Origin of the sequence: Lutimonas sp. (assembly GCF_051011215.1) — a bacterium.
GTDB lineage: Bacteria > Bacteroidota > Bacteroidia > Flavobacteriales > Flavobacteriaceae > Lutimonas.
On sequence record NZ_JBPCUJ010000091.1, the window covers coordinates 1 to 21,789 of the forward strand.

Below are 21,789 nucleotides of genomic sequence, written 5' to 3' on the forward strand. Positions count from 1 at the left end.
AGTCATAGGAAGGCCAACCTCGTTTAAAGTATACTCGTTGATTTGTTTAAATCCTGCATCCTGAAAGTTTCGTTCGGTTACCAAACCAACAGAATAATATTCGACGGCATCTTGAAGGTTTTCATGAAATAAAGCCAGATTGAATTTTGGTTCTCCAAACAAACCCTGATAAAAGTTCATAGGGTTTATTCCATCAGGCTCATAGGAATAAAAAATTCCACCCACCTGATCGGCCATATAGGTTACATTATCATTGCTAATCTCAATACTCGTAAGAAATTCACCGGCCTCATCAAGTTCCTCAACTATAAAACCATCCTTTAATTTAAATACTTGAATATATGAATGACCATTTGCTAAAACATGGCTGGCATGCACTTCTCCGTCAACGTCGTATGAGTAAGTCGAGACTTGATCATTAATAGGTGTTTTTGGATAAACCTGATCCATTTTAACAACCCTATTTTGATCGTCATAACTAAGTTCTTTTACTCTAACCAGCTCATCACTCTTATAGAACAAATGGCGACTAAGAATTCCATTCCCATTATACTCAAACCGCTCTTCGGAAGTTGTTACATCGTCAGCATCCTTATGTAGAATATACATGAGCACGCTGTCTTCAACAATAGTCTCGACAGATCCATACTTCTCTCCTGAAGATCTAATGAGATTCTTTACTTTTTTAACTAATTGAAAGTCTTTTAATTCTGGTTCTTTCGGATCATCGACTGGAAGGTTGATAACAGGATCAGTGCTATCTCCAGAACAAGAAATAAAAAGAGATATTGCTAAAAATAAAATGAACTTTTCGATGGGCTTTTTCATAAAGTAAGTTTGTGATTGATATATAAATTCATATAGTTTATTATATGTTCAAGGCTACCAAAATTCGTTAATCGAATATCTCCTGACAATAGCGAAATCAGGGATATTTGGTGAATACAAATATTTTAATCGATTCTAAATAACAGTTGAATGCTAAAAATCGGCCTAAATGTAATATCAAAAAAAGAGTTGTTATTACGGTATTCCGTACAATATGAAATACCTTTTACAAAGCATTAAAATTGAGTGAAATAATAGATTGTTGATTGGAAATTTCTGAATTTTGAAAAGTGGTAATTAGTTTACAAAAGAAAATAATGCAAGAAACTAAAAGTAGGACTTCCCGACTGACATGCATTTCTCAAATACCTGAGATTAAAAAAAAGTAGCATATTAAAATCAAACCATCAGGGTTAATATAGTACACAATTCGATCATTTACGTGCTTTTCAATGACCAAAATCACCCGTACCTTTGACGCACGTCATTGAACAAAGATGATAGCAGCTGTAATTTTAAATAACTTAATCCCCTGAGTATGAGAAAAAATTACTTTAGATTATTCTTTTTTTACACCCTTCTTTTCGCTTTGAGCGCTTCGGCTCAAACCTACAAGTTAGATGATGGTATGGTTGGCAGAATGCCTGTAGCTTTTAAAGAAGGTTCCTTCGTAAAAATTCAAGATTCAACTTTGTTACTCAAACTTAACCCTGTTGCCTATGAACAGTCTATCAGCGAGTACCAAATTATCCAGGACGAAACTAAAAAACACGAGGATAGAGAAATCAGAACACTCAGATTATTGAGCAAAACAGACGAGAATCTAAGAATCTACGGCACCATCGTAACTGGTGAATCCGTTAGAAATACGCTTTCTGCCAATTCTTATGACATGAGTACGCAGATCACTACACCCTATGTGATTTATATCGAAGAATAAAAAAGAATCAAGGAAGGTTATTCAACTAACTTCACGGAAATAATTCGAATATCAGTTACAGGTCTGTCCATAGCCCCTGTTGGTTCCGACGAAATAGCATCTATTACCTCCATCCCTTCAATTACTTCGCCATATACAGTATAATTCTGGTCAAGGTGGGGTGTTCCGCCTATCGTTTTATAGACCTCTCTTTGAGCAGGACTAATGCGGTAGGGATTAAAATTGGTATAGTTTTTAGACATACTATGAATATGCTCGCTATACACGGCATATTTCTCCATATCTTCCTTGTGCAACGCTGTTTGCATAGAATCAAGCAAGGCTTTGTTTTTTGGATCCAATTTAAAATAATGTTCCGCCAGCCATGTGTTTACTCTTAATTGGGCCTGATCAAGAAGGCTGTCATTAAACACTTTTCCCTCCACTATATAAAACTGGGTACTACTCGAAGCCCTTTCAATATTACCATCTCTCGCCGCCGCCAGAACTCCTTTTTTGTGGTATAAATTCGGATTAAATTCAGCCGGTATTTTATAGTCAAGGCCACCATTACCTAAGGTATCACCAGCCTTGGCATATTTGCTATCAGGATCACCTCCTTGAATCATAAAAGAATCAATCACCCGATGAAAAAGTACGCTGTCATACATTCCTGCCCTGGCCTGCTTTATAAAATTATCACGATGCAGCGGTGTTTCATTGTATAGCTCAATCACCATGGTTCCATGATCTGTGAGCATTTCAATTTTCTTTCTCACTTCTACCTTTTGACCAGGAACCGTTGGCTTGTTATTACATGCAAACACAAGAAACGCAACCATCACTACCAACAATCTTTTAACTAATTTCATCTAATTCTATTATTTTAAAAACGCGTAAATATAAGAAATTCAACTCTGGAAAAAACAAGCGACAATGGAGTAATGGAGATTGATCAATACCGAATAATAGATTCTGATTTACCGAAGGTACTTTAAACCTTGATTTACTTCAACCCTGCCATGATTATAAGATCATCGGAGTGACCTACTTAATTAAAACTCTTTTCATAACAACATCCTTCCCATGTACAATTTTTAAAAAATAGAGGCCTGCCTTTAAATGAGATGTATGTATGCGCTCCCTGAATCTTAAAGCATTGCTTTCAAATGATTTTTGCAGTACACTTCGCCCCAAAGCATCGTATAAAATCAATTCTACCTGGGCCGCCTTTAAATCAAAACTTAGCTCAAAACTATCGTCAGTAGGATTTGGATAAAGATTAAATCCTTTTAATTTAAAATCTTTAGCCGCTAAAACCTCGTCGTAAGAACAAATTGTGATACCCCAGCTAAGCAAACTACCGACCTCGTTAATTGTTGAATCTACCACCTTTAACTTCCATTTACCCCTCGCATTTTCACCCGCAAAAGAAGTTAATGGAACCACCGGTTTTATGACACCACTGATTTCAGGTGAAGAACTATTGCAGCTTAATACCTCACCACGATCGGAGAACTCCACTTTAATATCTGATCTTCTTCCACTACAAGCCTTAATTAAGAGTGCGGATTTTGTTCCTTCAGGACTTTCCAACTCTATAGTGACATCTGACACTTTGGAGTGCTCAATTTCAACCGAGACGGTCAAATCTTCAATATACATGTCCTCTTCTATTGTGAGGCTCGAGATTACACCGCCAAGATCATTATCAGGAATCAACAAAGGCGCGTCAAAGCTTGTTTGATCATCGCAAAAATTATTATTCTCCCCTATAGAAAATGCCTTTTTATTTAATGCAAAGAAAAAATTGTCCACTGCTTCCACCATGATATAGCAAGTGCCAGCTGTAAAAAAGGGCAATCTAATGAGCTCTGAGCCATCATTATTGGTTTCACTGGCCAATACCGTGGGAAAGGAAAGACCTCCATCAGTGGATAATAAAATATTTACTCTTGATACATTCAATCCATTAGCATCAGTACCTGCTACATCCCACTCCACCAATTGATCGGAATTCTGTTTCAAAACCAAATTGGAAGTATTATGAGAAATCACTTTAAAAGGTCCTGCTGCATCGGTCACTGTTACTTTCAGTTCGTCCATAGCTACCTGCCCTGCCTCCGTATTATTATCTCTCACCGTAAGACTAAAATTCAACTCTCTTGATACCTCAGGAGTAACTTCCCATCTTGTTGACAACAGCCCATTTTTCATTTCTTTCAGGGCTGGTAAATACCTGGTTTCACTTTCTACTGGTGGATAGGACCTGTACAAAGTTCCTATTTTATCTTTCCCAGTTGGTGGAACACGACCAATAAGGTTGTCTATTTGTTCCCAGCAATAACTGAGCAGGTCATTGTCAGCATCCTCTCCTTTACCAACCAATTTAAAAGCAGTTCCTATTGGAATGGTAAAATCATCTCCGGCTGCAGCGCTAGGTGCAGTACGATTATCTTCAAGAGCAGTCACTTTAGCACAGCTTTCTCCTGCTCCTGAAACAAAGTACCCTATTTCTTTAATGCTTACCGAATGAAAATATAAATCACTCTGTAACTGAACGTTTTGCTCAGCACATAAACCTGCATATCCCATAATGGTAGATCCACTTCCGGGCTCCATAGAACTGGTTCGATTTGTGCTTCCATCGCAGTAACCTAAATCTCCGTTAAAGGTATGATATGCTCCAAACTGATGCCCGAATTCATGTGCTACATAATCAAAATAAAAACGATCGCCTTTTGGCAAAGCAGACCCGGTAACCGCCCTGGCTTTTAGTCCATCTCTACAAACAATTCCAATGGCTTCCGTTACTCCTCCCTCTTCATAGGTACTAAAAACATGCCCCAGATCATAATTTTCAGGTCCAATTGTACTATCGCAATTCTTCTGATTCTCATTCAGCATGATTCCTAATTGATCATTCGTATAAGGGTCCGTATCTGGATCCAAGTATATTAGTTTTTCATTTCCAGCTGTCAATTGTAATTGAACTGCCAGGTCATTTAAAAACAAGGCATTGATCCTGGTCAATGCTGTTTCCATGGCCGACATAACAATGGTCCTTTGCTCTGCTTCACTGGCTCCTTCTGCGTTTTGATCGACGATATGGAACTGAGAATATTCACCGGTAACTGCCAATGCCAATTGATATGTACGCAGTTTTTGATCATTATTTTTTACAGAAGTCTTCCCTTGTTGCAGCGAATACTCTACTTGTTCGATATTACAACTAAATCCCTTATTTGGCGACACGATGTCTTCTCTATTATAGAGCTGATATAGCCGCTTATTTGATTGATCTTTTACTCGGATCGGGTCGATATAATAAACCTTTCCTGAAGAATCACGAATCATAGCATGAAGCCCCAGCGCATTCACGCTGAAATTGATTTTCACCGACGAGTTATCAACAGCTCTGCCTGAGTAGGACTTGTTATTTGGAAATTTTTGTGCCAGATCGGGATGCATCACAGAAGATTCTTTTACCAAAAAAGAAACCATCCTGCCTTTGTATGGAAACCGAACCTCCATTTTTGATTGTTTCGCATCATTCAGAATATGTAAACCAGCATGTAGTCTGTTTTTTAAATCCTCCAGTTCTAATTCAAAAGCCTGATACTCTTTTTTGTCTTGATATTTATTTTCATGCCGGACTTCAGAGAAATTCAAATCTGTTTGCCTCCATACATCATGTTGCTGTGCTATTAGCGAACCAGAGGACAACAATGTTAGCAATAAAACAATTCTGAAGTAGTTTTTCACCATAAATACAAGCTTTCTAAAGCAATTTTTAATGCCTTGAAAATAATCTTTATTAAACAGTTTGCAAATACCCTCCTAAGGGTAATTGAATAATTAAAGATTGACAAATGTTGCGGTATGATTTTCTAATTAAGAATTTCGACGTGTACTGAAACCATGAACAATTTCTTGAATCAAAGCGAGTTCCTTATTCTGTTTTCTTACAAAAAATCAAAATTCTATCCCTATACCCAATTCATACAAGGTCTCCGACTCGGGAACATCATCCTGAGGATCGAGGTTATCTCTGAATCGCACATCAAATTTAAGGGCAATATGGTGGTTGGGTTTGTAATTCAATCCAACCATCCAAATATTTAGATTATTGCGAACATAGTCTAAGTTTTGTAATTCCGGAGCTACCTTACTATGTGTATCCAATCGCTCATATCGCACAAAAACAGGTAACTCAGGATTTGACATGGTGAAAAAATGACCTGGAACCGGGTCCTTGGACTCAGACTTTCCAAAGGCCTTTAAAACATCAAAACTAGGTTCTATATAAAATCCATAGGCTTCCTTACCAATTACCTGACCAACTCCCTGGTTTTCTTCAGTAAGCAAATACACTTCCTCCGTCTCACCCAAAGTTCCAAAGGTTCCCATTCCTATTAAACTAAATGCCTTATAGTCCCAACGGGCATAGCCAGAAAAAACAGTAACCGGTGCAGATACTTTGCGGCTTTCACCGTCAACTATAACGACTTCATCCCGCCCTGATTCATTGTAATAAGTACTCGCACTCAGCGTCACATTATTCACCGGCAAATAATTAAGCTGGGCATTAATGGCCAGCTTATTAAATGATTCGAGCTGACCTTCGGCACCTCCCCGGATCCAACTGGCGGAGGTGAAATCTTTGGCCAGTACTCCATTTGTAAAACCAACCGCATAATTGATTTTATTTAAAACATCACCATAGACCGTAACCCCTGCTTCTATCCATTCGGTAGGTAGGATCAGTCTTTCCACTTCAGGACGATTTACACTTGAAAAAAGCAAAGGTTCTTCATTATTATTGATATACCCGATATTTAAAGGCTGCAATCCTGCTCTAAAACTCATCCATTTTTTCACAATGAAGTCCATATATAGTTCAGGAAAAAAATGAGTTTCACTTTCTCCATTTCCTTCAAGGTGCTCAACACCAAATTCAGCTGTCAGGAAAATGCTATTATTAATTCTCACCCCAATAAAAGGTGTGATACGATACAATTGATTAAAATATAATTCCAGATCCCCCGAACTCAAATCCCGCGGTTGTCCTCCGTTAAACACATTGGCCAATTCTGCATATCCCGAAAAAGTGACTCTTTTATCAGAATAAAAAATCTCCGAGGCAGCGCGGCCTAATCCGGGATACTGCCCTTCACGATATCCATCACCACCTAGTTGTTCTTTAGCCGATAAGGTATCTAACTGAGACCAGCTCTGATGACTGCAGATCAACATCAAAACCAGGCTTCCTAAAAATAAACCCCTTGAAAAGTGCATAGAAAGTTCCTTCTAAATTATAAAATACAAGATACGAGAACTACAATTAGGTTTACTATTGATGAAAAAAAAAAATTAAATCAATTGCAGTCCAAGGCCAAAATATCCGCAATTTTAGGGTTTGCCTTGTTGTCTCTAAGGGTAAAGGTGAAAGGTGGCAAAGGTGGAACCGTATTCGATTTTGCTGCTTCTGCAGATTCAATATATTTATGTTTAGTCAAGATGTTTTGAAGACCACAGAAATCGTCCAGCCTTTCATTATTAGAAAACTCCAGAAATAAAGCAGTGTTTACATTTGAAAGCGCATCAACATTGCTCAAAAAACTATTATTGCTGATAATTATTCCACCGGCATTCGTCAGGTTTTCCAATCCACTGAGATCGGTTAAACTGCTTACATCGGATATGGTCAAGTTACTACTAACCTGTGTTAACCCAGAAAGTTGTTTCAAAGAAGTAAAAGGGTCTCCATTGCCGTCATAGGTGATAAATAAGGATCCCGTCACAAGGTTATAATTACCAGCAGCAAACTCATCTAAATCTGTTTGGTTTTCGATAACAAAATCACCCACCACTTGCCCTGGCTCGAGCTTCAAAATGGTTATTGTTACTTGTGCCACATCACTGGCTCCCCTGCTATTGGCCATGATCTCACCAGTTATCACCTGGTTTTTTTCATAGCTATAGTTTGAAGGCTGGTCAACGATTATTTCACCTGTGTCAGGTATAATAAAAAAGGAATTTTCAGGGCTTTGTGATACAATCGAATAAAGGATGTTTCCCACTTCCGTGGTGGCCTCCACGGTACCCATCAACTGATATTCTTCAGGATTTTCATAGATACTTGTTGTGAAATCACTTAGCGTCACTTCATTCACATTGTTTACCTTGATGATAATATTCACCGTTTTAGAAAGTTCACCGTTCGACACACGAACAACCCCGTCAACACTTTGGTTTTTCTGAAAATCAAAATGAGCGACATTCTTTACTTTTATCTCCCCGCTCGCGGAATTCAAACTTATTGAATTTGCCGGAAATTGAGACATTAAACGATAATTTATGGTGCCTTTATTAGTGCTTGCCGACATCTTTCCCAAGACCATATTCTCTTCCGGATTCTCATCTACTCGCAGAATAAAATCCTGAGCAACCAAAGTTGTCTCTTCGGCATCATCAGAACAGCCCAATAAAAACAGTGCTGGTAAAAGCAGCAGATATTTAAGACTAAAAAAACAATTAAACAACTCAAACACACCCCTTAGATGTTGCGCTGAAACTCTCATAACAAATTAAATTTATGATCCCCTAACAAACCTGTAAATGTACTATTCTGACACGATAAATCCATGCGGAAATCCGTAATACAAGCACAAAATGTTTGTGTGCAGATTTCTTGAGAAAAGGACATAAAAAAACCTCAGTATTACCGAGGTTCTTTTGTTAAATGAACGTTATTTCTTAACAGTCATGACTCTTTCATAAATAATCCTGCGCTCGAAGCCGTTCGGCATCAGGTCATCCATCTTTGTTTTATCCAACACATCATTCCAGGCAGCTGCATTGGGAGAATTAGAACCTGTTTCGGTCCAGCGTAAATAATCAAGGGCATCAGTAAGTTTGTTAAACCCATCCACAGTGTAAACCGAAAAACGATCCTGATTTCCTGTTGGATAAATCACAGAAGACATGCCCCAGGATGTCATTCCATTCATGATATTATTGATATTCCCCTCATGTAAAGGCCTCCAAAGTGATTTGTTTTCCTGAATAAAAGCTGTGAGGTCAGTCGGCTTGGCATAATTAACAAGCGCAAATTTATAGCTTCCATCTATGCGATCTTCAGATTGCATAAAATAGTCAAACGTTACTGTCGATATGGACATGGTTTCTACGTCTTCAGGTTTTACATCGCCTAAAGCATCCATATTGCTATTCCAGATTTTGTTCATATCCATATTCTCAAGGCTTTCAAAAGAATTTACAATAACATAGTTGGGTGTGGTATCACTGGCATTGGTAATACCAATTTTTTTCCATAACGACCAGGACAGCATCTGGCCTTTGTCAATGGCAGATTTGGCCACTTTAGACCAATGCTTGGTTTCGCGTTCTACAAATTTCTCTTCCTGATCAGCAGGTACGTGACGGTATTGTAAATAACTAATTTGTGCGTTCAAGGAACCCGCAAAAAGCATCACAATTAAAATTAAACATAGTTTTTTCATGATAAAGGGTTAATTGCATTAATAATTCCCTTCAAGTTACGAAATTTTTCGCAGACCCTTTAAAATGAAGCTTTTACAATTTCAGCCTTTTAGTTGGCTTTTTTGATCGCTTTTGAAAAAGTGGCTGTAAGACGCTGGTTGATCATCAATTGAGGTTTGGTATTACTTCCATAATAGAGCCTGGCGAAGGCAACAATATCATTAAAAGCCACCTGAACCTTACCTTCACCGTCCTGGTAGACCAACAGTTTCTGGCAAAAAGCATCCAAACCAATTTTGGGTGAAGTCATCATCGCCTTCCCTCCCGGAGCCGGTCCACCGAATAAGAGCAATATATTAGGATTGATAGCAACACCCGCCTCTGCAGCTGCTGCCTGATAATCAATTTCACCAAACCACTTCGTGTCTGACTGGGCCATGACGATGTCTCTTAATTTTTGCACCGTTGTTGTATAATCATAATCTGATGTAATGCTAACAATCCCAAAACCTTTTTGAACAGAGTCAAGACTGGTAGGAGAGATCATATCACTATCCACTGCTTTTAAGACTTCATCCAATGCCCTGTTGAAGTCCCTAAATTCAGCAATATTCAAACCATGCCTTTTTGCAATAAAATCACCAGAGGTATAGGCAACTGAGACCTTGGCAGTATCTGATTCTGTATAGGCCAGTACTTTAAAGGGCAAGTCTAATCCTACCAAAGGGGTCGCTTTGGATAAAATACCCGTGTTAATTTGATTGTCCGAAAAGATCATGGCGATGGCTGGCGGTGTATATACGCCTTCGTCTTTGGCCATTCTATGATGGTCCAATGTTGCGATGATGTCAAAATTTCCTGTTGCTGAACTAAGGGCTGATTTTACGTCATCAACTCTTTGCACCACAGGTTGTTCCACTGCGGCCGTATCCTCTTTTTCTTTGGCTGCATCTTTTTTAGCAACATTACTGCATGAACTCAATATTCCCAGCCCTGTAATTAATAATAATGATTTTAAGAAATGCCTCATAACTACTCTAATTTAATTTTTCTTTTTTTATTATGCCTGTCTGTGTATGATTGTTGTAATGAATCTCGGCTCCTAATATAGCTTAAGGTCCTATGGTCCATTCAAAAGTTTTTAAATGATTTAGCCCCAGTCATTTCCCAATGACCTAAAGAAATTGGAATATTACCGATGCTGTTTAATTGATCAAAAAAATCTTTGGTTTCAAAGCTATTACCTTTTAATTCCTGAATCCTGGCAAAATCAGCCAAGGCATTTTCCAACAAATACTTTCCTGTGATATAACTTGTGCCATAACCAGGTTGTCTGAGGTACAGGTGCTGTTCAAAGATAAGCAATTCCTTTTCCGTTTTCATCCAACCACGAGGTGTGTATTCAGAGTGAATTCCTCCTGCTTCTTCCATGGTCATTTCGTTAGCATGTGCATATAATGATCCCAAACCACGTGCAGCTCTTTGGGCAATCATGATGTAAACAATTTCTTTGGTTCTGGGACTATCATCATATAGCCCGGCCTGCATAAACATTTCTTCTACTGCAGTAGCAGTACCTTCGTTTCGCGAATCAAAAATATTATACAAAAGAGGGCTTTTTCTAATCTCACTTTTATTTGGTTCCTGCTCCATTCTTGCTAATTCAAACCAATGGTAAAAATGTGAATATAGAGGACGGGGATCATAATGTTCTCCAATGCTGAAAAAATTTCGTTTTTCTTTTGGAATATATTCCCCTAAGTGCTCTCTTAAGGCAGGTTCGAAATAAGGCTTTACAGTCACAATATTTTGTTGGTCTAAAAAGTCTATCAAACTTCTGGCGGCCTTATCTGCCATTTCATCATAGGCTTCCGGTGAATTCGCCGCCTCTAATTTCGGTAAATCCCTGTTTCTATGTTCTTCCAATTTTAATGAAGTCCAGGCCCTGGCCAATTCACGCTTTAAGATCATCACCTCATCCTCCCAGGTCAAGGGTACCAGATGTACATTTTGTAAATACCAGGTGTAATTCTCCTTGCCTATTCCAGATGGACCATTTTTTTTAGTAGCTTCCTCTTCTAACCAGACAACCAGTGAATTAGTCGATGCGATGGCTTTATTCACAACGGTTACCAATTCCAGGTCTTTTTGAACAGCTTCTTTTGATGTAAGCCGGTTTAACACCGTAGCTTGTTGTTTAATATCTCTAATACCAGTGATCCATAAATCCCTTGCATTCCCGGTTAAGTTTTCTTTGGCTTGCTCATTAAGAGGTGGGATTTTTCCAAGATCACTGATCAGACTGTCTCTTTCTTTGTCTGATAAGGGAAACTCATAGGTCCACAATTCTGTTGTCCCATGATTGGTAGGTCCTTCATGCGCCGGCACATCACTTTTATATGACCAAACCGCTTTGTAAAAAGCCGGATCTCGCACCCATGGTTTTAATATGCGATGGTTAAAATCATAGCCATTCATCTCTGCCCAAATAATCATCCAGTCTACCTGATGCGCTATAGGCCATCCTGCGGTATCAATCGACTTTAGACTTGATTGTAGTTCTTTAAACCGAGGCTCTCTTTTCTTGAAGGTTTCGGCGCGGTAATCAGGGGCGCCTTCTAACAACGGCGGGTTCTCAAATGTTCTCCAGTCATGAAATAACTCAACAAGATCACTATAGTCATCGGAGCTAAATTCTATTGTTTTGTTCTTAATTGATTCAGAGACATTGGCTGCTTCTTTTTTACATCCTGTTACACATAAAAATAATACTAATACTGAGACAATTTTATTCATTTGATCTAAATGGATTAAAGTGATAATTCCGTTATACTACAGTCGATATTCAAGATAAAAAAGCTACAATATAATACAATAAAACCTTGTACACGAATCGCTCAAAACAGTTAGAAAAAACCAGGATTCATTACAACCTTTAAAATAGAACGTGAATGCTTTGCCACATGCCCTCTGTATACATCTTATTTTAATTCATGTAAAATCAAAAATAAACCGAAATTCCTTGTCGAATTTCGGTTTATTTGTGTTGTTAAAAGGATCCTGTTATGCTGGAACTGCTTCACTCAATACAATCGCCATTTCGTACTCTTCCACTCTTAAAGTTTCAGGAATAACGGCGTATCTTTCAGGGATAGTAGCTGCCAATTCTGAGGTCCAGAAAGTAGCTCTCGCGCTTTTGGTTTCGAATAAATAAATACCACTGATGGCTCCTGTGCTCTCTTCGGCGATATAATATTTTTCAACCAATCCAGGAACATTGCTAAAGATTGCAAGGTCTTCAGTACATGTTTTCATTAAATTTTCAGGGCTGTGATTTGATTTGAACTTTACCGATAATACTGCGTTTACATTTTTCATGATAATTGGATTTTTAAATGATTATTAATTTGTTGATACAAAATTAAGGCAGCATGCAAGGTTTGAGATAGGACAAAAAGTCGAATAAATCGACTAAAAAGTCAAATGCACTTATTATTTGATATTTAGTCTTTCCTGACGGTATTGAAGCGGTGTTTGTTGGTAGGCTTTTTTAAATACCCTGATAAAATGAGAAGGATCTTCAAATCCGCATTCAAATGATAATTGGTGAATAGGTAAATCCGTGGTTAGTAATTTATGCATGGCCAGATCGAGTTTCCTTTTCTTTAACCATACAGCCGGTGTTGTTTGATAATAATCCTTAAATACCTTTTTAAAACTCGACAGACTCATATGACATAACCGGGCATAATCTTCCAGTTTTAGTGAATACCCAAAATTCTCTTCCATAACTCTTGTTAAATGATAGGTCTTACTCTGACAAAGTGAAATAAAATAATCCTTGAGCTTTTCATGAGCAGGATCCGTGCACAAGTGCATTAAAAGCTCTTCGAACTTAAGACTGAGTAATTGCTCATTAATTTGCTGGCCTTTCTGAAGATAACCAGCTATAGAGGCTCCATACCCATCTAGAATACTATCCTGAATAACACGTATTACCGCATCCTGAGACGAAAGATCTTTTTGTTTTTTCTCTAACAAAAAATCATGCTTTTTTATAAACGACTGGATAAAGTCATCAGGGAGGAAAAAGAAAATAGCGCAAAACTCGTCATCAAAAAACTGATGCGTAAGGTTCGCACCTTTTTTGATGAAAAGAATATCTCCATGAGAAGCTTCGTAATTGTGGTAAATACTTCGCCACATTTTTTTTCCGGAAGTGATAAAAGCAAAATAATTACTGTCAGACCATATTCCAAACTTCGTTTCTTCCTGCATACAGGTGTACTCAACAAACAGCAGTTCATCTACCTCCAGTTTTCTGAAAGTATCAACCTCCTTGATATAGCTATACAGGTTTACCATAATTCGTAGAATCAACTTTTGATTAGCTTTTTAAAAATAAGAATTTTTTAAGAATGGATTTCTACATAACACAAATAATAAAACCAATTATTATGATGTTAACTCAATATTTAACAACATGGACTAAGGTGCTAAACGTCTGATAAAAACCCTTTTAATTAATTTTTTATATATTTGGCCCAGTATAACTTTAAACCCCCTCGCTATGAAAAAGTTCTTACCAGTTATTGGTGTGCTCACCTATTTCCTTTTTTTTGTTTCATGTCAAGATAATAAAAGTGACCCGTCAGGTTCAGATTACCTGGACATTTACGATTTTGTGGAAACCAAAGATTTTAACCGAATTGCCATTCCCGAAAAGATTACTTATTGTGGTGAACAAGAAGAATGTTTATGGGCAGGTCAAAACATCGATGCCGGAAAGGTAATTGTTGGAAATGACGGCAACAACCTCTATGTCACTGTAATTTCTGATGAAGGATTTCAATCAGGGACCGAACAGGTCAAAATTGATGTTGTAACCAGTTTACCCAGTAGCAGACCTCCTGCTGGTCAGTTTCCTTATAAGGTTGATGTTGAAGAAAATGAAACCCAGGTCACCGTGCAAATACCTTTAAGTGATCTCGTTGAACCGGGAGATGAATGTACAAATAATCAATTTTATGTTTTAGTTCATGCAGATGTAATTGCCGACAATAGCGGTGAAACTGCATGGGGAGGATGTGATGATGGTACAGGAAATGCATGGTGGTATTATATAGATTACACTACTCAATGTTGTCAATGCTGGTGTAGTTTTGGTAATGATTATCAAAACCCGGATGAAAAATGCTGCCTGAACATGTGGTTTGGCGGTACAATGTTTACTTTTTGGTCAAACAAATATAGTTTTGCCGAAATGAAAGATCAGGAATATAACCTGTCTCTTATTGTAAACGCCCTGGAATGTGCTCCTCAAGATACGGATGGCAATATCACGGACCCTGCTGCTACTAAAGTAGGAGAAGTATTTATCAAAGCGTATGAAGGAGACGATGGCAAACCATATGTAGATATAAAATACGTACTTGAAGACAAATACGCAGCATCGAGTATTCAATTAGACTTATACATAGGTGCTGACAGAGTTCCTCAACATGATTTAGAAAACAAAGTCATTATTACAGATGAAAAGCATATGATTTTTCAGCATGAAATGGTGGCAGGAGAAACTACTTTTGAGTTTAAGGGACTGCCTTGGCTATCGCATGATGAAAGTGATGAAACTTTTATTTCATTGCACGCTGCAATAGGTGATTGCCCAATGCCATCACTTCAAAATCCTGTCTATTAATTTTCTAAAAAAGCATTTACTACGCAAATGATGAAAAATCTCTGAGGACCAATTACTCAGAGATTTTTTTTTACATAATGCTGTGAATTTTGCAGCATTATTTGTTTACTTCCATACAAATCCTACATTTGAACACTCATTCGAAATAACATATCATGATGAAAATGAATAAATTCCTGTTGGTTGCCTTTCTAATGTCGATGTTTTCATTCGGACTTAGCGCACAGGAACTGACAGAAAAACAAAAAGAATACCAAGAAAACAAGGTGCAAATATTTACTGTAGAGGAAAGAGATAACATTCAACATTGGATACAAAAGGAATTTGAACAAATGAATCTTTCCGAAGAAAAAGAAAGTCTCTACACCTCTATTTTACTCTCTTATATGGGGAAAATTCAAAGACTTGACGATAAGGATATGGGCAATAGCAAGGAAGAAATTGTTCAGAAGATGGATGAAATGATCAAAAATCAGGATAAGGAACTGGAAAAAATCCTGAGCCCGGAGGAATTTGAAATGCACTCAAAAATCTATGATCGATTGTTGTTAAGTGTAAAGAACAGAATCGCAGAAACCGATTTTGAAAAAATTGATTAGAATTTTTTATTGCATTGAACGAACCCTTTTGAAAGACCATCTCAAAAGGTATATTAAAAGCAATTGATTATATTTAGGCATCAACAACCTTTATATGACCCCTTTCTTTCGAAGAATAAGAAAAAAACTTGCCGACGACAATCAATTTATAAAGTACAGCCGCTATGCCATTGGAGAAATAATACTTGTTGTTTTAGGAATTCTAATCGCGCTCCAGGTCAACGACATGAATGAGTCTAAAAAACAAAAGAACCAACTCATCTCTAAGCTCAAGAAGGTTGAAAGTGAACTCATTTTAAACATACAATATTTAGATAGGCAGATTAATTTTGCCTTGGAAACTGACTCTTTATTGCGTACAATTATAAATGAACAGGTCGAACTAAAAACCTATAAAGAAAGCCCCTTATACCCTAATTTGATTACTACCTATCAGAATGTGGATGTTTTAGACAATACGTATAAAAGCTTTGTGTCCAACCAGGAAAACATTCCTGAATCGCTTGACAGCTTAAAAATGTATCTAGATGCCTTTTACCAATTTGACGTAGTTGGCATGATGTCCAGTTCGGGATTGGTCGCTGAAGTTTGTGCTGATTATATCATTTTTTTAAGGGATGATAAAGTATGGTACAAAGACATCAAACTTGGCTCAATGACTGATGAAATGTATGATTTTCATTTACATGATCAGCGTTTTATGAATTATGCCTATTTCTACTACAGAATGTTCGGGCCCAATTTTCTTCGATCCCTTCAAGAAGGTCGCACCACTGCTGTGAAAGCCTACAACAGATTGTTTCAATACCTCAGTCATGAAGATCCTTCACGAAATGAGGAAAAGCTTTTCGACATTGACCCCTCAAATTTTCCGTTTTATCATGGAAATTACAACAGTAATGCGCCTTTTGTTTCCATACAATCAAGGGGTAACGCCTTATTCTTGCATCGTAAAGATTTTGATGGGCTTGTACAGGAATACAGTATTGTTCCTATTGATCAAAATACCTTTTACATCAATAATTCCTATGGTATTTATCATATCAAAACCGATAATAACAATGAGAAATCACTGATACATGGCGGAGAAAATCCTGCATATGAGGTATATGTACAAAGCGATTAACTACTACGGCTACTATCATTTTTTCGGCTATAGCAACACCTGAAAGGTCCGTCTTACAATTAAACTAAAGCATTAAAGTTTTAAGGTACTCCCGCTTTCTTTTTAATAAACTTCATGACAAAATAAATAACACTTACCAAGGCAATAAAAACAAGGGTCATAATTATCTCTGACTTACTGAGAGAACTGAGCAACCAAGCAATACAGGCAATTGCGATAATCGGTATCAACAGCCCACCTGGCATTTTAAAAATCTCTTCTGATCCTTTCTTTTCTTTTAGCCGTAACTTAATGGTGGCCAGGACAACCATTAAGTAAATCAATAGAATAGCAGCACTCGCCAACAAAGCGAGTTGCTCAAAACTACCCCAAACGGAGAATACGAAAATCAAGGCCACAAAGCAGGTAATTGACCAATAAGGTGTGGCAAATTTTGGATGGATTTTACCCAGAAACTTAGGAAACAAACCATCATTAGAACCGGCAAAAATAACCCTCGGTGTATTTAAAATATCCGAACTGACCGCCCCAAAACAAGAAAATGCTGCTGCGATTAACAATACAAGTCCTCCTACAGGACCTATAAGCTGCTCGGCCACAGCTGCTAAAGGAGCATCCCTTACGGCTGACATATCACCACCCAGAATACCCTGAATGACCGTTTGAAGCAATAAGTACATTATTAATATTAAAGCACCTCCGAATAATATCCCTAAGGGAATGGTGCGTTGTGGGTTTTTAATTTCGCCACTGGCGCCCAGGGCCGTTTCAAATCCTGCGAATGCAAAAAATAATGCAAGTGTGGCACTTCCAAACGTTTTAAAACCAGGGAAATATTCCCAATACAAGTTGGTTGTATCGATATCGCTAATCCCAAAAATGATAATGGCCAATAATGGGAGTAGTTTGATAATGGTAATCGTCTTGATAAAAGCAACACCTTCCTTGGCCCCCTTGATATTGGTGATTAATAGAAATCCAAGTAAGACCACATAAAGTAACACGCGCGACCATTTTTCAGCAAACACAGGAAAGACGACCGCTATTGAATCGGCGATAATATTCATCAGTGCAGCGCTTCCCAAAATACTCCAGCCAAATACCATCAGCCAGCTGACTATAAAACCGGCATAATCTCCAAAAGCCGCTTCTACATATGCATAACTCCCTCCGGAGTTTGTCACTCTGGTACCAATTTCGGCATAACACAACATGATCACAGCCATCATGAGCCCACAAAAGATATAGGCAAAAACAGAGAAACCTCCCAATTCAATCCCTACAATGGCCGGAAGAACGAATATACCAGCTCCTATAGTGAGGTTGACAATATTCAAGGACAACCCGGTTACACCTATAACACGTTTAAGTCCTTCGTCTTTTTCTTTAATAGCCATAAGTTGATTGATTTGGATTGATTGATTTGGTATTGTAAGATAGGAAAGTAAAACAGATAAGCACTTATATATCTGTTAAGTTCATGTTGTCATCGTTCAAGGAACGTCCGGATTATCCAAATAATTCGACAACGAAATAGCACAAAAATTGCTTTTTTATTCTGAATACCCTCTTTCTATTTCCAAACGAAGTTTCTCTTTCATTTCTTCCGAAGCAAATGAGTGCTCAATAGCTTCCAGATTACACTTTTTAAAATCCTTTGATTTCCAACCAAAAACTTCTTGCAGCAATTGATATTCTTGTGTTAACGTCACATTTGATATGGCTCTAGCATCAGTATTGATTCCTACAGAAATTCCTGCCTTGTATAATTTATCAACGGAATGATCTTGGATAGTATCAAAAACATCTACCTGAATATTACTGGTAGGACATACTTCCAAATGAATCTTTTTTTGTTTTAATGTCTTCAGTAAATCCGGATCTTCTATGCTTCTAACTCCATGACCAATGCGAACGGGTTGAAAGTTTTCCAATGTTTCCACAACGCTTTCTGCCCCCTTTGCTTCTCCCGCATGAGCCGTACAATTGATACCATGCTCTTTTGCGAATTGAAAGGCTTTTATATGTTCATCAATGGGGAAATTCGCCTCATCTGAGGCTATATCAAAGCCTACAACATGAGTGCCTTTAAACTTTTTGACAAGTTGCACAGTTTCCATACCCTGGGCCTGGCTGTAATTTCTAAGTGTACATAAAATGATACCGGCGTCAATCTCATATTCAGCAATTCCTTCTGCCACGGCTTTATTTACCACAGACACAACTTCCTCTGGCCTAAGTCCGCCAGCTGTATGAAGAAGTGGTGCAAATCGAATTTCTGCATAAATAACATTGTCCTTCTTGAGCTGCTGAAATAAATCAAGGGTTACCCATCTCAATTGCTGTTTGGTCTGCATGAGTTCAATACCTTTCACCGCCCTGCTGATATAATCACTCAGATCTAAGCACTTATCAGGAGCAATAAATGAATCTTGATACTCCTTTTCACTAATCGAAGGGTTTAGTTGTTGTGCCACCTCATAACTTAAAGAACAATCTAAGTGTAAATGCAATTCTATTTTGGGATGGTTTTTATAATTCATTTTCGCTTTGTAATCCTTTAAATTGTATCCGTACCAATTCGCTCGCAAGATAAACATATTTACTGGCAGGTTCGAAAATATAAAAAATGACACAGTTTATTTGGTCTTCCCTAGCATGGATATGCACGAAGTATATTCTTTTGATAAACCAAATCATTCTTAAATCTTTATATTTATCTCTCAACCAGAATATCGCATGATCACTTTTTTTAGAAAAATTCGGAAAAAACTAGCCACTGACAATCAGTTTTTTAAATATTCACGCTATGCATTTGGAGAAATACTTTTGGTTGTTATAGGAATTCTTCTTGCACTTCAGATCAACAATTGGAATGAAAGAAAAAAAGAAGCCGAAAATTACAAATTGGTATTGGAACAAATTTATAACGATGTAAATGAAAAAAAAGACTGGATCAAAAATAATCTTTTGTCTTTAGAACGTCAAGTTTCATTGATTGATTCAATTCTCTTAAATCCTGATTCTATTCCAGATAGCATTTTACCTTTTGCCTTGTTTTATGTTGACATGAAAATTGACCTGTACTCCATCAGGAATAATCAGGGACAAGAAATTCTATCTGGCTTAAACTACAACTATGATGACCTCAATCAATTAAAAGTTACGAAGCAAATCAATTCGTTTGTGAAGAATTTCTCATGGATAAGTGAGAGAAAAGAGCTCCTTCTAGAACCCTTGTTAAACAGAGAAGGCATCCCTTCTCCCAGTCTTACCTTTAGCTTTTCTGAATTCAACAACTTTAAAGGAATGGACAAAAGTTTTTTTAATCAAGGAGAAATTGATCAGGTTAGAAGCTTAATTCGAACAACTGCATTTAAATCTGGGCTCAGAACACTAAAAGCTTCACGCCTTAAAACCATTCAGCTCGATTTGGCAAATACATTGGACGAAGCAAATAGCCTGCTACAGATTATTAAGTCATACAACCCGGAAGTACGTTTGCTGTATAAAGATATCGGTATTGTAGGATCTGCTCTTGAATCAGGATGGGATAAAACAGTTTACATGAAGCAAACAGATCGTGAAAAGAGTGTTTGGGTGATAGAAGTACAATTAAATGATGGGGAATTAAAGTTTAGGAGTAGCGATAGTTGGACACAGAATTGGGGAGGCTCTTCTTTCCCTGAAGGCGATGCTATCTATTATTTTGAAGATATTCCTGTCAAAGCCGGGTTTTATAGAGTAACCTTGAATCTTGAAAATAAAACCTATCAATTTGATCCGTTGGAAAAGTAGTATACCTTTTAATAAAGCTGTTCAGTGAGATCAACTTCACAAAAATCACATATATCTAAACAAAATCTTCACCTCCATCAGCCATGCCTTTCAAGATCATGTCAATCGCCCAATTCAAGGTTTTATTCAATTGTTCATTAGTCAGATCGCAAACATCTTTCGCTACGATTAACGATTCTATCCCCATCAGTATGGTCCCAATGTTTTTTAGATTTTCAAGATCTTTCTCACTAACCAATCCTTTTGCAGATGACAATACCAAGGACATGGTTTCTAACCTTCTTGCCCCTCTGATCTTGTTTCCAGTAGCAATCGATTCAAGCAGAGCGGCACTCAAATACCTCCTGAAAATGACTTCATGTTTCTGAGCCAGTTCGTTATAATAGTCCTGAATATACTTTATACGCTCCGGAATTGGTAAGTGTTTGACTTTTTCAAATAACTCTTCCGAGGATAAAAAATGGATATCCAGAGATGCCTCAGTAATTAACAATTCAACATTTGGGAAATACCGATAAATGGTTGCTCTACCTATCCTTGCCTGATGAGCTACCTCTTCTAAGGTCAGCTTTTTACTGCCCGACATTAATTCCTTGGCTGCATCAAGAATCTTAGTTCTTGTTTTGTTCTTTTGATTAACCCTTCCCTGACTAAGTGACATTTTGTTCATGAGACAAATATCTCATAAAAATTGGATAATACAAAATAATATCTTAAGTTTGTGAGACACTAATCTCATAAACCTTAAAATTATGGCACATTGGATACTAGGGCACAAGATAGATGCTCAATCAGTTACAGGCGATTATGATATGATTACCGGAGATACGCCGGCTCACACTCCAGGACCTCCACCCCATCAGCACCACAAATTTCATGAGGTTTTTCTAGTCACGGAAGGTGAAATGGAATTTCTTGTAAATGGAAGCCCTGTGCTCGTGCAAAAGGGAGAATCTATAAATCTTCCACCCGATACCATTCATACCTTTTCAAACAATTCTGACCAATCTTGTAAATGGGTCAATGTTCATAGTCCGAAAGGCTTTTTAAAGTTCTTTGAGGATTTTGGTGTTTCAGATACTGAAGAAAACGCTGCGACACAATCTACAAACCCTGCAATTATTGAAAAAGTGTTGCAAACTGCTGCAGATTACGACATGGTCATATCCATGTAATTGATCTAAATCATCCTGCAAGTGCGGTTCAGATTTTTAGAGCTCCCTTCATACGCTTGATAAATATATGAGGGGTTTGGGAAAGAATCTGATGTGCTTCATCCCAACTTGTTTGAAGATACTTTGTGTTCTTTCTAATT

At 37.6% G+C, this 21,789-nt stretch carries 19 protein-coding genes; 6 read left to right on the top strand and 13 right to left on the bottom strand.

From position 1 onward, the window contains the following. On the bottom strand, positions 1–828 hold an 828-nt coding region (locus ACR2MV_RS08155), incomplete at its 3' end, for a hypothetical protein (RefSeq protein WP_434021414.1). A gap of 538 nt (positions 829–1,366) precedes the next feature. Between ACR2MV_RS08155 and ACR2MV_RS08160 the strand changes: the two genes are divergently transcribed. Next, a complete protein-coding gene (locus tag ACR2MV_RS08160) occupies positions 1,367–1,768 on the top strand; it encodes a hypothetical protein (protein ID WP_434021415.1) in 402 nt (133 codons plus the stop codon). 17 nt (positions 1,769–1,785) lie between these two features. On the opposite strand, the gene ACR2MV_RS08165 is transcribed toward ACR2MV_RS08160, so the two are convergent. From ACR2MV_RS08165 to ACR2MV_RS08205, 9 genes are all read right to left on the bottom strand, one after another. Further along, positions 1,786–2,619, bottom strand: a complete 834-nt coding sequence (locus ACR2MV_RS08165) for a peptidylprolyl isomerase (protein ID WP_434021416.1) — start codon at positions 2,617–2,619, stop codon at positions 1,786–1,788. 175 nt (positions 2,620–2,794) lie between these two features. Further along, positions 2,795–5,515, bottom strand: coding sequence for a reprolysin-like metallopeptidase (locus tag ACR2MV_RS08170; RefSeq protein WP_434021417.1), 2,721 nt, complete (start codon positions 5,513–5,515; stop codon positions 2,795–2,797). Positions 5,516–5,722: 207 nt separating this feature from the next. Further along, a complete protein-coding gene (locus ACR2MV_RS08175; RefSeq protein WP_434021418.1) occupies positions 5,723–7,045 on the bottom strand; it encodes a porin in 1,323 nt (440 codons plus the stop codon). 80 nt (positions 7,046–7,125) lie between these two features. Beyond that, the gene (locus tag ACR2MV_RS08180) at positions 7,126–8,331 is read right to left on the bottom strand and encodes a cadherin repeat domain-containing protein (protein ID WP_434021419.1); all 1,206 of its coding nucleotides are present in this window, start codon (positions 8,329–8,331) and stop codon (positions 7,126–7,128) included. A 168-nt stretch (positions 8,332–8,499) separates the two neighbouring features. Beyond that, entirely contained in the window at positions 8,500–9,273 is a 774-nt protein-coding gene (locus tag ACR2MV_RS08185; RefSeq protein WP_434021420.1) for a hypothetical protein, read from the bottom strand. Positions 9,274–9,362: 89 nt separating this feature from the next. Beyond that, positions 9,363–10,283, bottom strand: coding sequence for a DUF302 domain-containing protein (locus ACR2MV_RS08190; RefSeq protein WP_434021421.1), 921 nt, complete (start codon positions 10,281–10,283; stop codon positions 9,363–9,365). Between the two features lie 101 nt (positions 10,284–10,384). Then, positions 10,385–12,049: a hypothetical protein gene (locus tag ACR2MV_RS08195; RefSeq protein WP_434021422.1), complete on the bottom strand. Its 1,665-nt coding sequence runs from the start codon at positions 12,047–12,049 to the stop codon at positions 10,385–10,387. Between the two features lie 267 nt (positions 12,050–12,316). Beyond that, complete coding sequence (locus ACR2MV_RS08200) at positions 12,317–12,631, bottom strand: YdhR family protein (RefSeq protein WP_434021423.1); 315 nt, start codon at positions 12,629–12,631, stop codon at positions 12,317–12,319. 114 nt (positions 12,632–12,745) lie between these two features. Next, positions 12,746–13,618 (bottom strand): helix-turn-helix transcriptional regulator, encoded by an 873-nt coding sequence (locus ACR2MV_RS08205; RefSeq protein ID WP_434021424.1) that lies wholly within the window; start codon positions 13,616–13,618, stop codon positions 12,746–12,748. A gap of 205 nt (positions 13,619–13,823) precedes the next feature. Between ACR2MV_RS08205 and ACR2MV_RS08210 the strand changes: the two genes are divergently transcribed. From ACR2MV_RS08210 to ACR2MV_RS08220, 3 genes are all read left to right on the top strand, one after another. Continuing rightward, entirely contained in the window at positions 13,824–14,951 is a 1,128-nt protein-coding gene (locus tag ACR2MV_RS08210; RefSeq protein ID WP_434021425.1) for a hypothetical protein, read from the top strand. A gap of 155 nt (positions 14,952–15,106) precedes the next feature. Continuing rightward, entirely contained in the window at positions 15,107–15,550 is a 444-nt protein-coding gene (locus ACR2MV_RS08215) for a hypothetical protein (RefSeq protein WP_434021426.1), read from the top strand. 94 nt (positions 15,551–15,644) lie between these two features. Further along, positions 15,645–16,676, top strand: a complete 1,032-nt coding sequence (locus tag ACR2MV_RS08220; protein WP_434021427.1) for a hypothetical protein — start codon at positions 15,645–15,647, stop codon at positions 16,674–16,676. 80 nt (positions 16,677–16,756) lie between these two features. On the opposite strand, the gene ACR2MV_RS08225 is transcribed toward ACR2MV_RS08220, so the two are convergent. Together ACR2MV_RS08225 and add are read right to left on the bottom strand one after the other, a co-directional pair. Continuing rightward, the gene (locus tag ACR2MV_RS08225; protein WP_434021428.1) at positions 16,757–18,073 is read right to left on the bottom strand and encodes an APC family permease; all 1,317 of its coding nucleotides are present in this window, start codon (positions 18,071–18,073) and stop codon (positions 16,757–16,759) included. A 156-nt stretch (positions 18,074–18,229) separates the two neighbouring features. Beyond that, positions 18,230–19,219 carry an adenosine deaminase gene (gene add, locus ACR2MV_RS08230; protein ID WP_434021429.1) on the bottom strand — a complete coding sequence of 330 codons (990 nt, stop codon included), beginning with the start codon at positions 19,217–19,219 and terminating at the stop codon, positions 18,230–18,232. A 196-nt stretch (positions 19,220–19,415) separates the two neighbouring features. Between add and ACR2MV_RS08235 the strand changes: the two genes are divergently transcribed. Then, on the top strand, positions 19,416–20,474 hold the full coding sequence (locus ACR2MV_RS08235; RefSeq protein WP_434021430.1) for a DUF6090 family protein: 1,059 nt from the start codon (positions 19,416–19,418) through the stop codon (positions 20,472–20,474). 55 nt (positions 20,475–20,529) lie between these two features. On the opposite strand, the gene ACR2MV_RS08240 is transcribed toward ACR2MV_RS08235, so the two are convergent. Next, complete coding sequence (locus tag ACR2MV_RS08240) at positions 20,530–21,144, bottom strand: TetR/AcrR family transcriptional regulator (RefSeq protein WP_434021431.1); 615 nt, start codon at positions 21,142–21,144, stop codon at positions 20,530–20,532. 82 nt (positions 21,145–21,226) lie between these two features. Between ACR2MV_RS08240 and ACR2MV_RS08245 the strand changes: the two genes are divergently transcribed. Next, complete coding sequence (locus ACR2MV_RS08245) at positions 21,227–21,649, top strand: cupin domain-containing protein (RefSeq protein ID WP_434021432.1); 423 nt, start codon at positions 21,227–21,229, stop codon at positions 21,647–21,649. The last annotated feature ends 140 nt before the right edge of the window (positions 21,650–21,789 follow it).

Coding starts and splice junctions, on each gene's coding strand:
- ACR2MV_RS08190 (WP_434021421.1), bottom strand. CDS start 10,283: ATGAGGCATTTCTTAAAATCATTATTATTAATTACAGGGCTGGGAATA.
- ACR2MV_RS08215 (WP_434021426.1), top strand. CDS start 15,107: ATGATGAAAATGAATAAATTCCTGTTGGTTGCCTTTCTAATGTCGATG.
- ACR2MV_RS08195 (WP_434021422.1), bottom strand. CDS start 12,049: ATGAATAAAATTGTCTCAGTATTAGTATTATTTTTATGTGTAACAGGA.
- ACR2MV_RS08200 (WP_434021423.1), bottom strand. CDS start 12,631: ATGAAAAATGTAAACGCAGTATTATCGGTAAAGTTCAAATCAAATCAC.
- ACR2MV_RS08240 (WP_434021431.1), bottom strand. CDS start 21,144: ATGAACAAAATGTCACTTAGTCAGGGAAGGGTTAATCAAAAGAACAAA.
- ACR2MV_RS08180 (WP_434021419.1), bottom strand. CDS start 8,331: ATGAGAGTTTCAGCGCAACATCTAAGGGGTGTGTTTGAGTTGTTTAAT.
- ACR2MV_RS08165 (WP_434021416.1), bottom strand. CDS start 2,619: ATGAAATTAGTTAAAAGATTGTTGGTAGTGATGGTTGCGTTTCTTGTG.
- ACR2MV_RS08185 (WP_434021420.1), bottom strand. CDS start 9,273: ATGAAAAAACTATGTTTAATTTTAATTGTGATGCTTTTTGCGGGTTCC.
- add (WP_434021429.1), bottom strand. CDS start 19,219: ATGAATTATAAAAACCATCCCAAAATAGAATTGCATTTACACTTAGAT.
- ACR2MV_RS08235 (WP_434021430.1), top strand. CDS start 19,416: ATGATCACTTTTTTTAGAAAAATTCGGAAAAAACTAGCCACTGACAAT.
- ACR2MV_RS08245 (WP_434021432.1), top strand. CDS start 21,227: ATGGCACATTGGATACTAGGGCACAAGATAGATGCTCAATCAGTTACA.
- ACR2MV_RS08210 (WP_434021425.1), top strand. CDS start 13,824: ATGAAAAAGTTCTTACCAGTTATTGGTGTGCTCACCTATTTCCTTTTT.
- ACR2MV_RS08220 (WP_434021427.1), top strand. CDS start 15,645: ATGACCCCTTTCTTTCGAAGAATAAGAAAAAAACTTGCCGACGACAAT.
- ACR2MV_RS08170 (WP_434021417.1), bottom strand. CDS start 5,515: ATGGTGAAAAACTACTTCAGAATTGTTTTATTGCTAACATTGTTGTCC.
- ACR2MV_RS08175 (WP_434021418.1), bottom strand. CDS start 7,045: ATGCACTTTTCAAGGGGTTTATTTTTAGGAAGCCTGGTTTTGATGTTG.
- ACR2MV_RS08205 (WP_434021424.1), bottom strand. CDS start 13,618: ATGGTAAACCTGTATAGCTATATCAAGGAGGTTGATACTTTCAGAAAA.
- ACR2MV_RS08225 (WP_434021428.1), bottom strand. CDS start 18,073: ATGGCTATTAAAGAAAAAGACGAAGGACTTAAACGTGTTATAGGTGTA.
- ACR2MV_RS08160 (WP_434021415.1), top strand. CDS start 1,367: ATGAGAAAAAATTACTTTAGATTATTCTTTTTTTACACCCTTCTTTTC.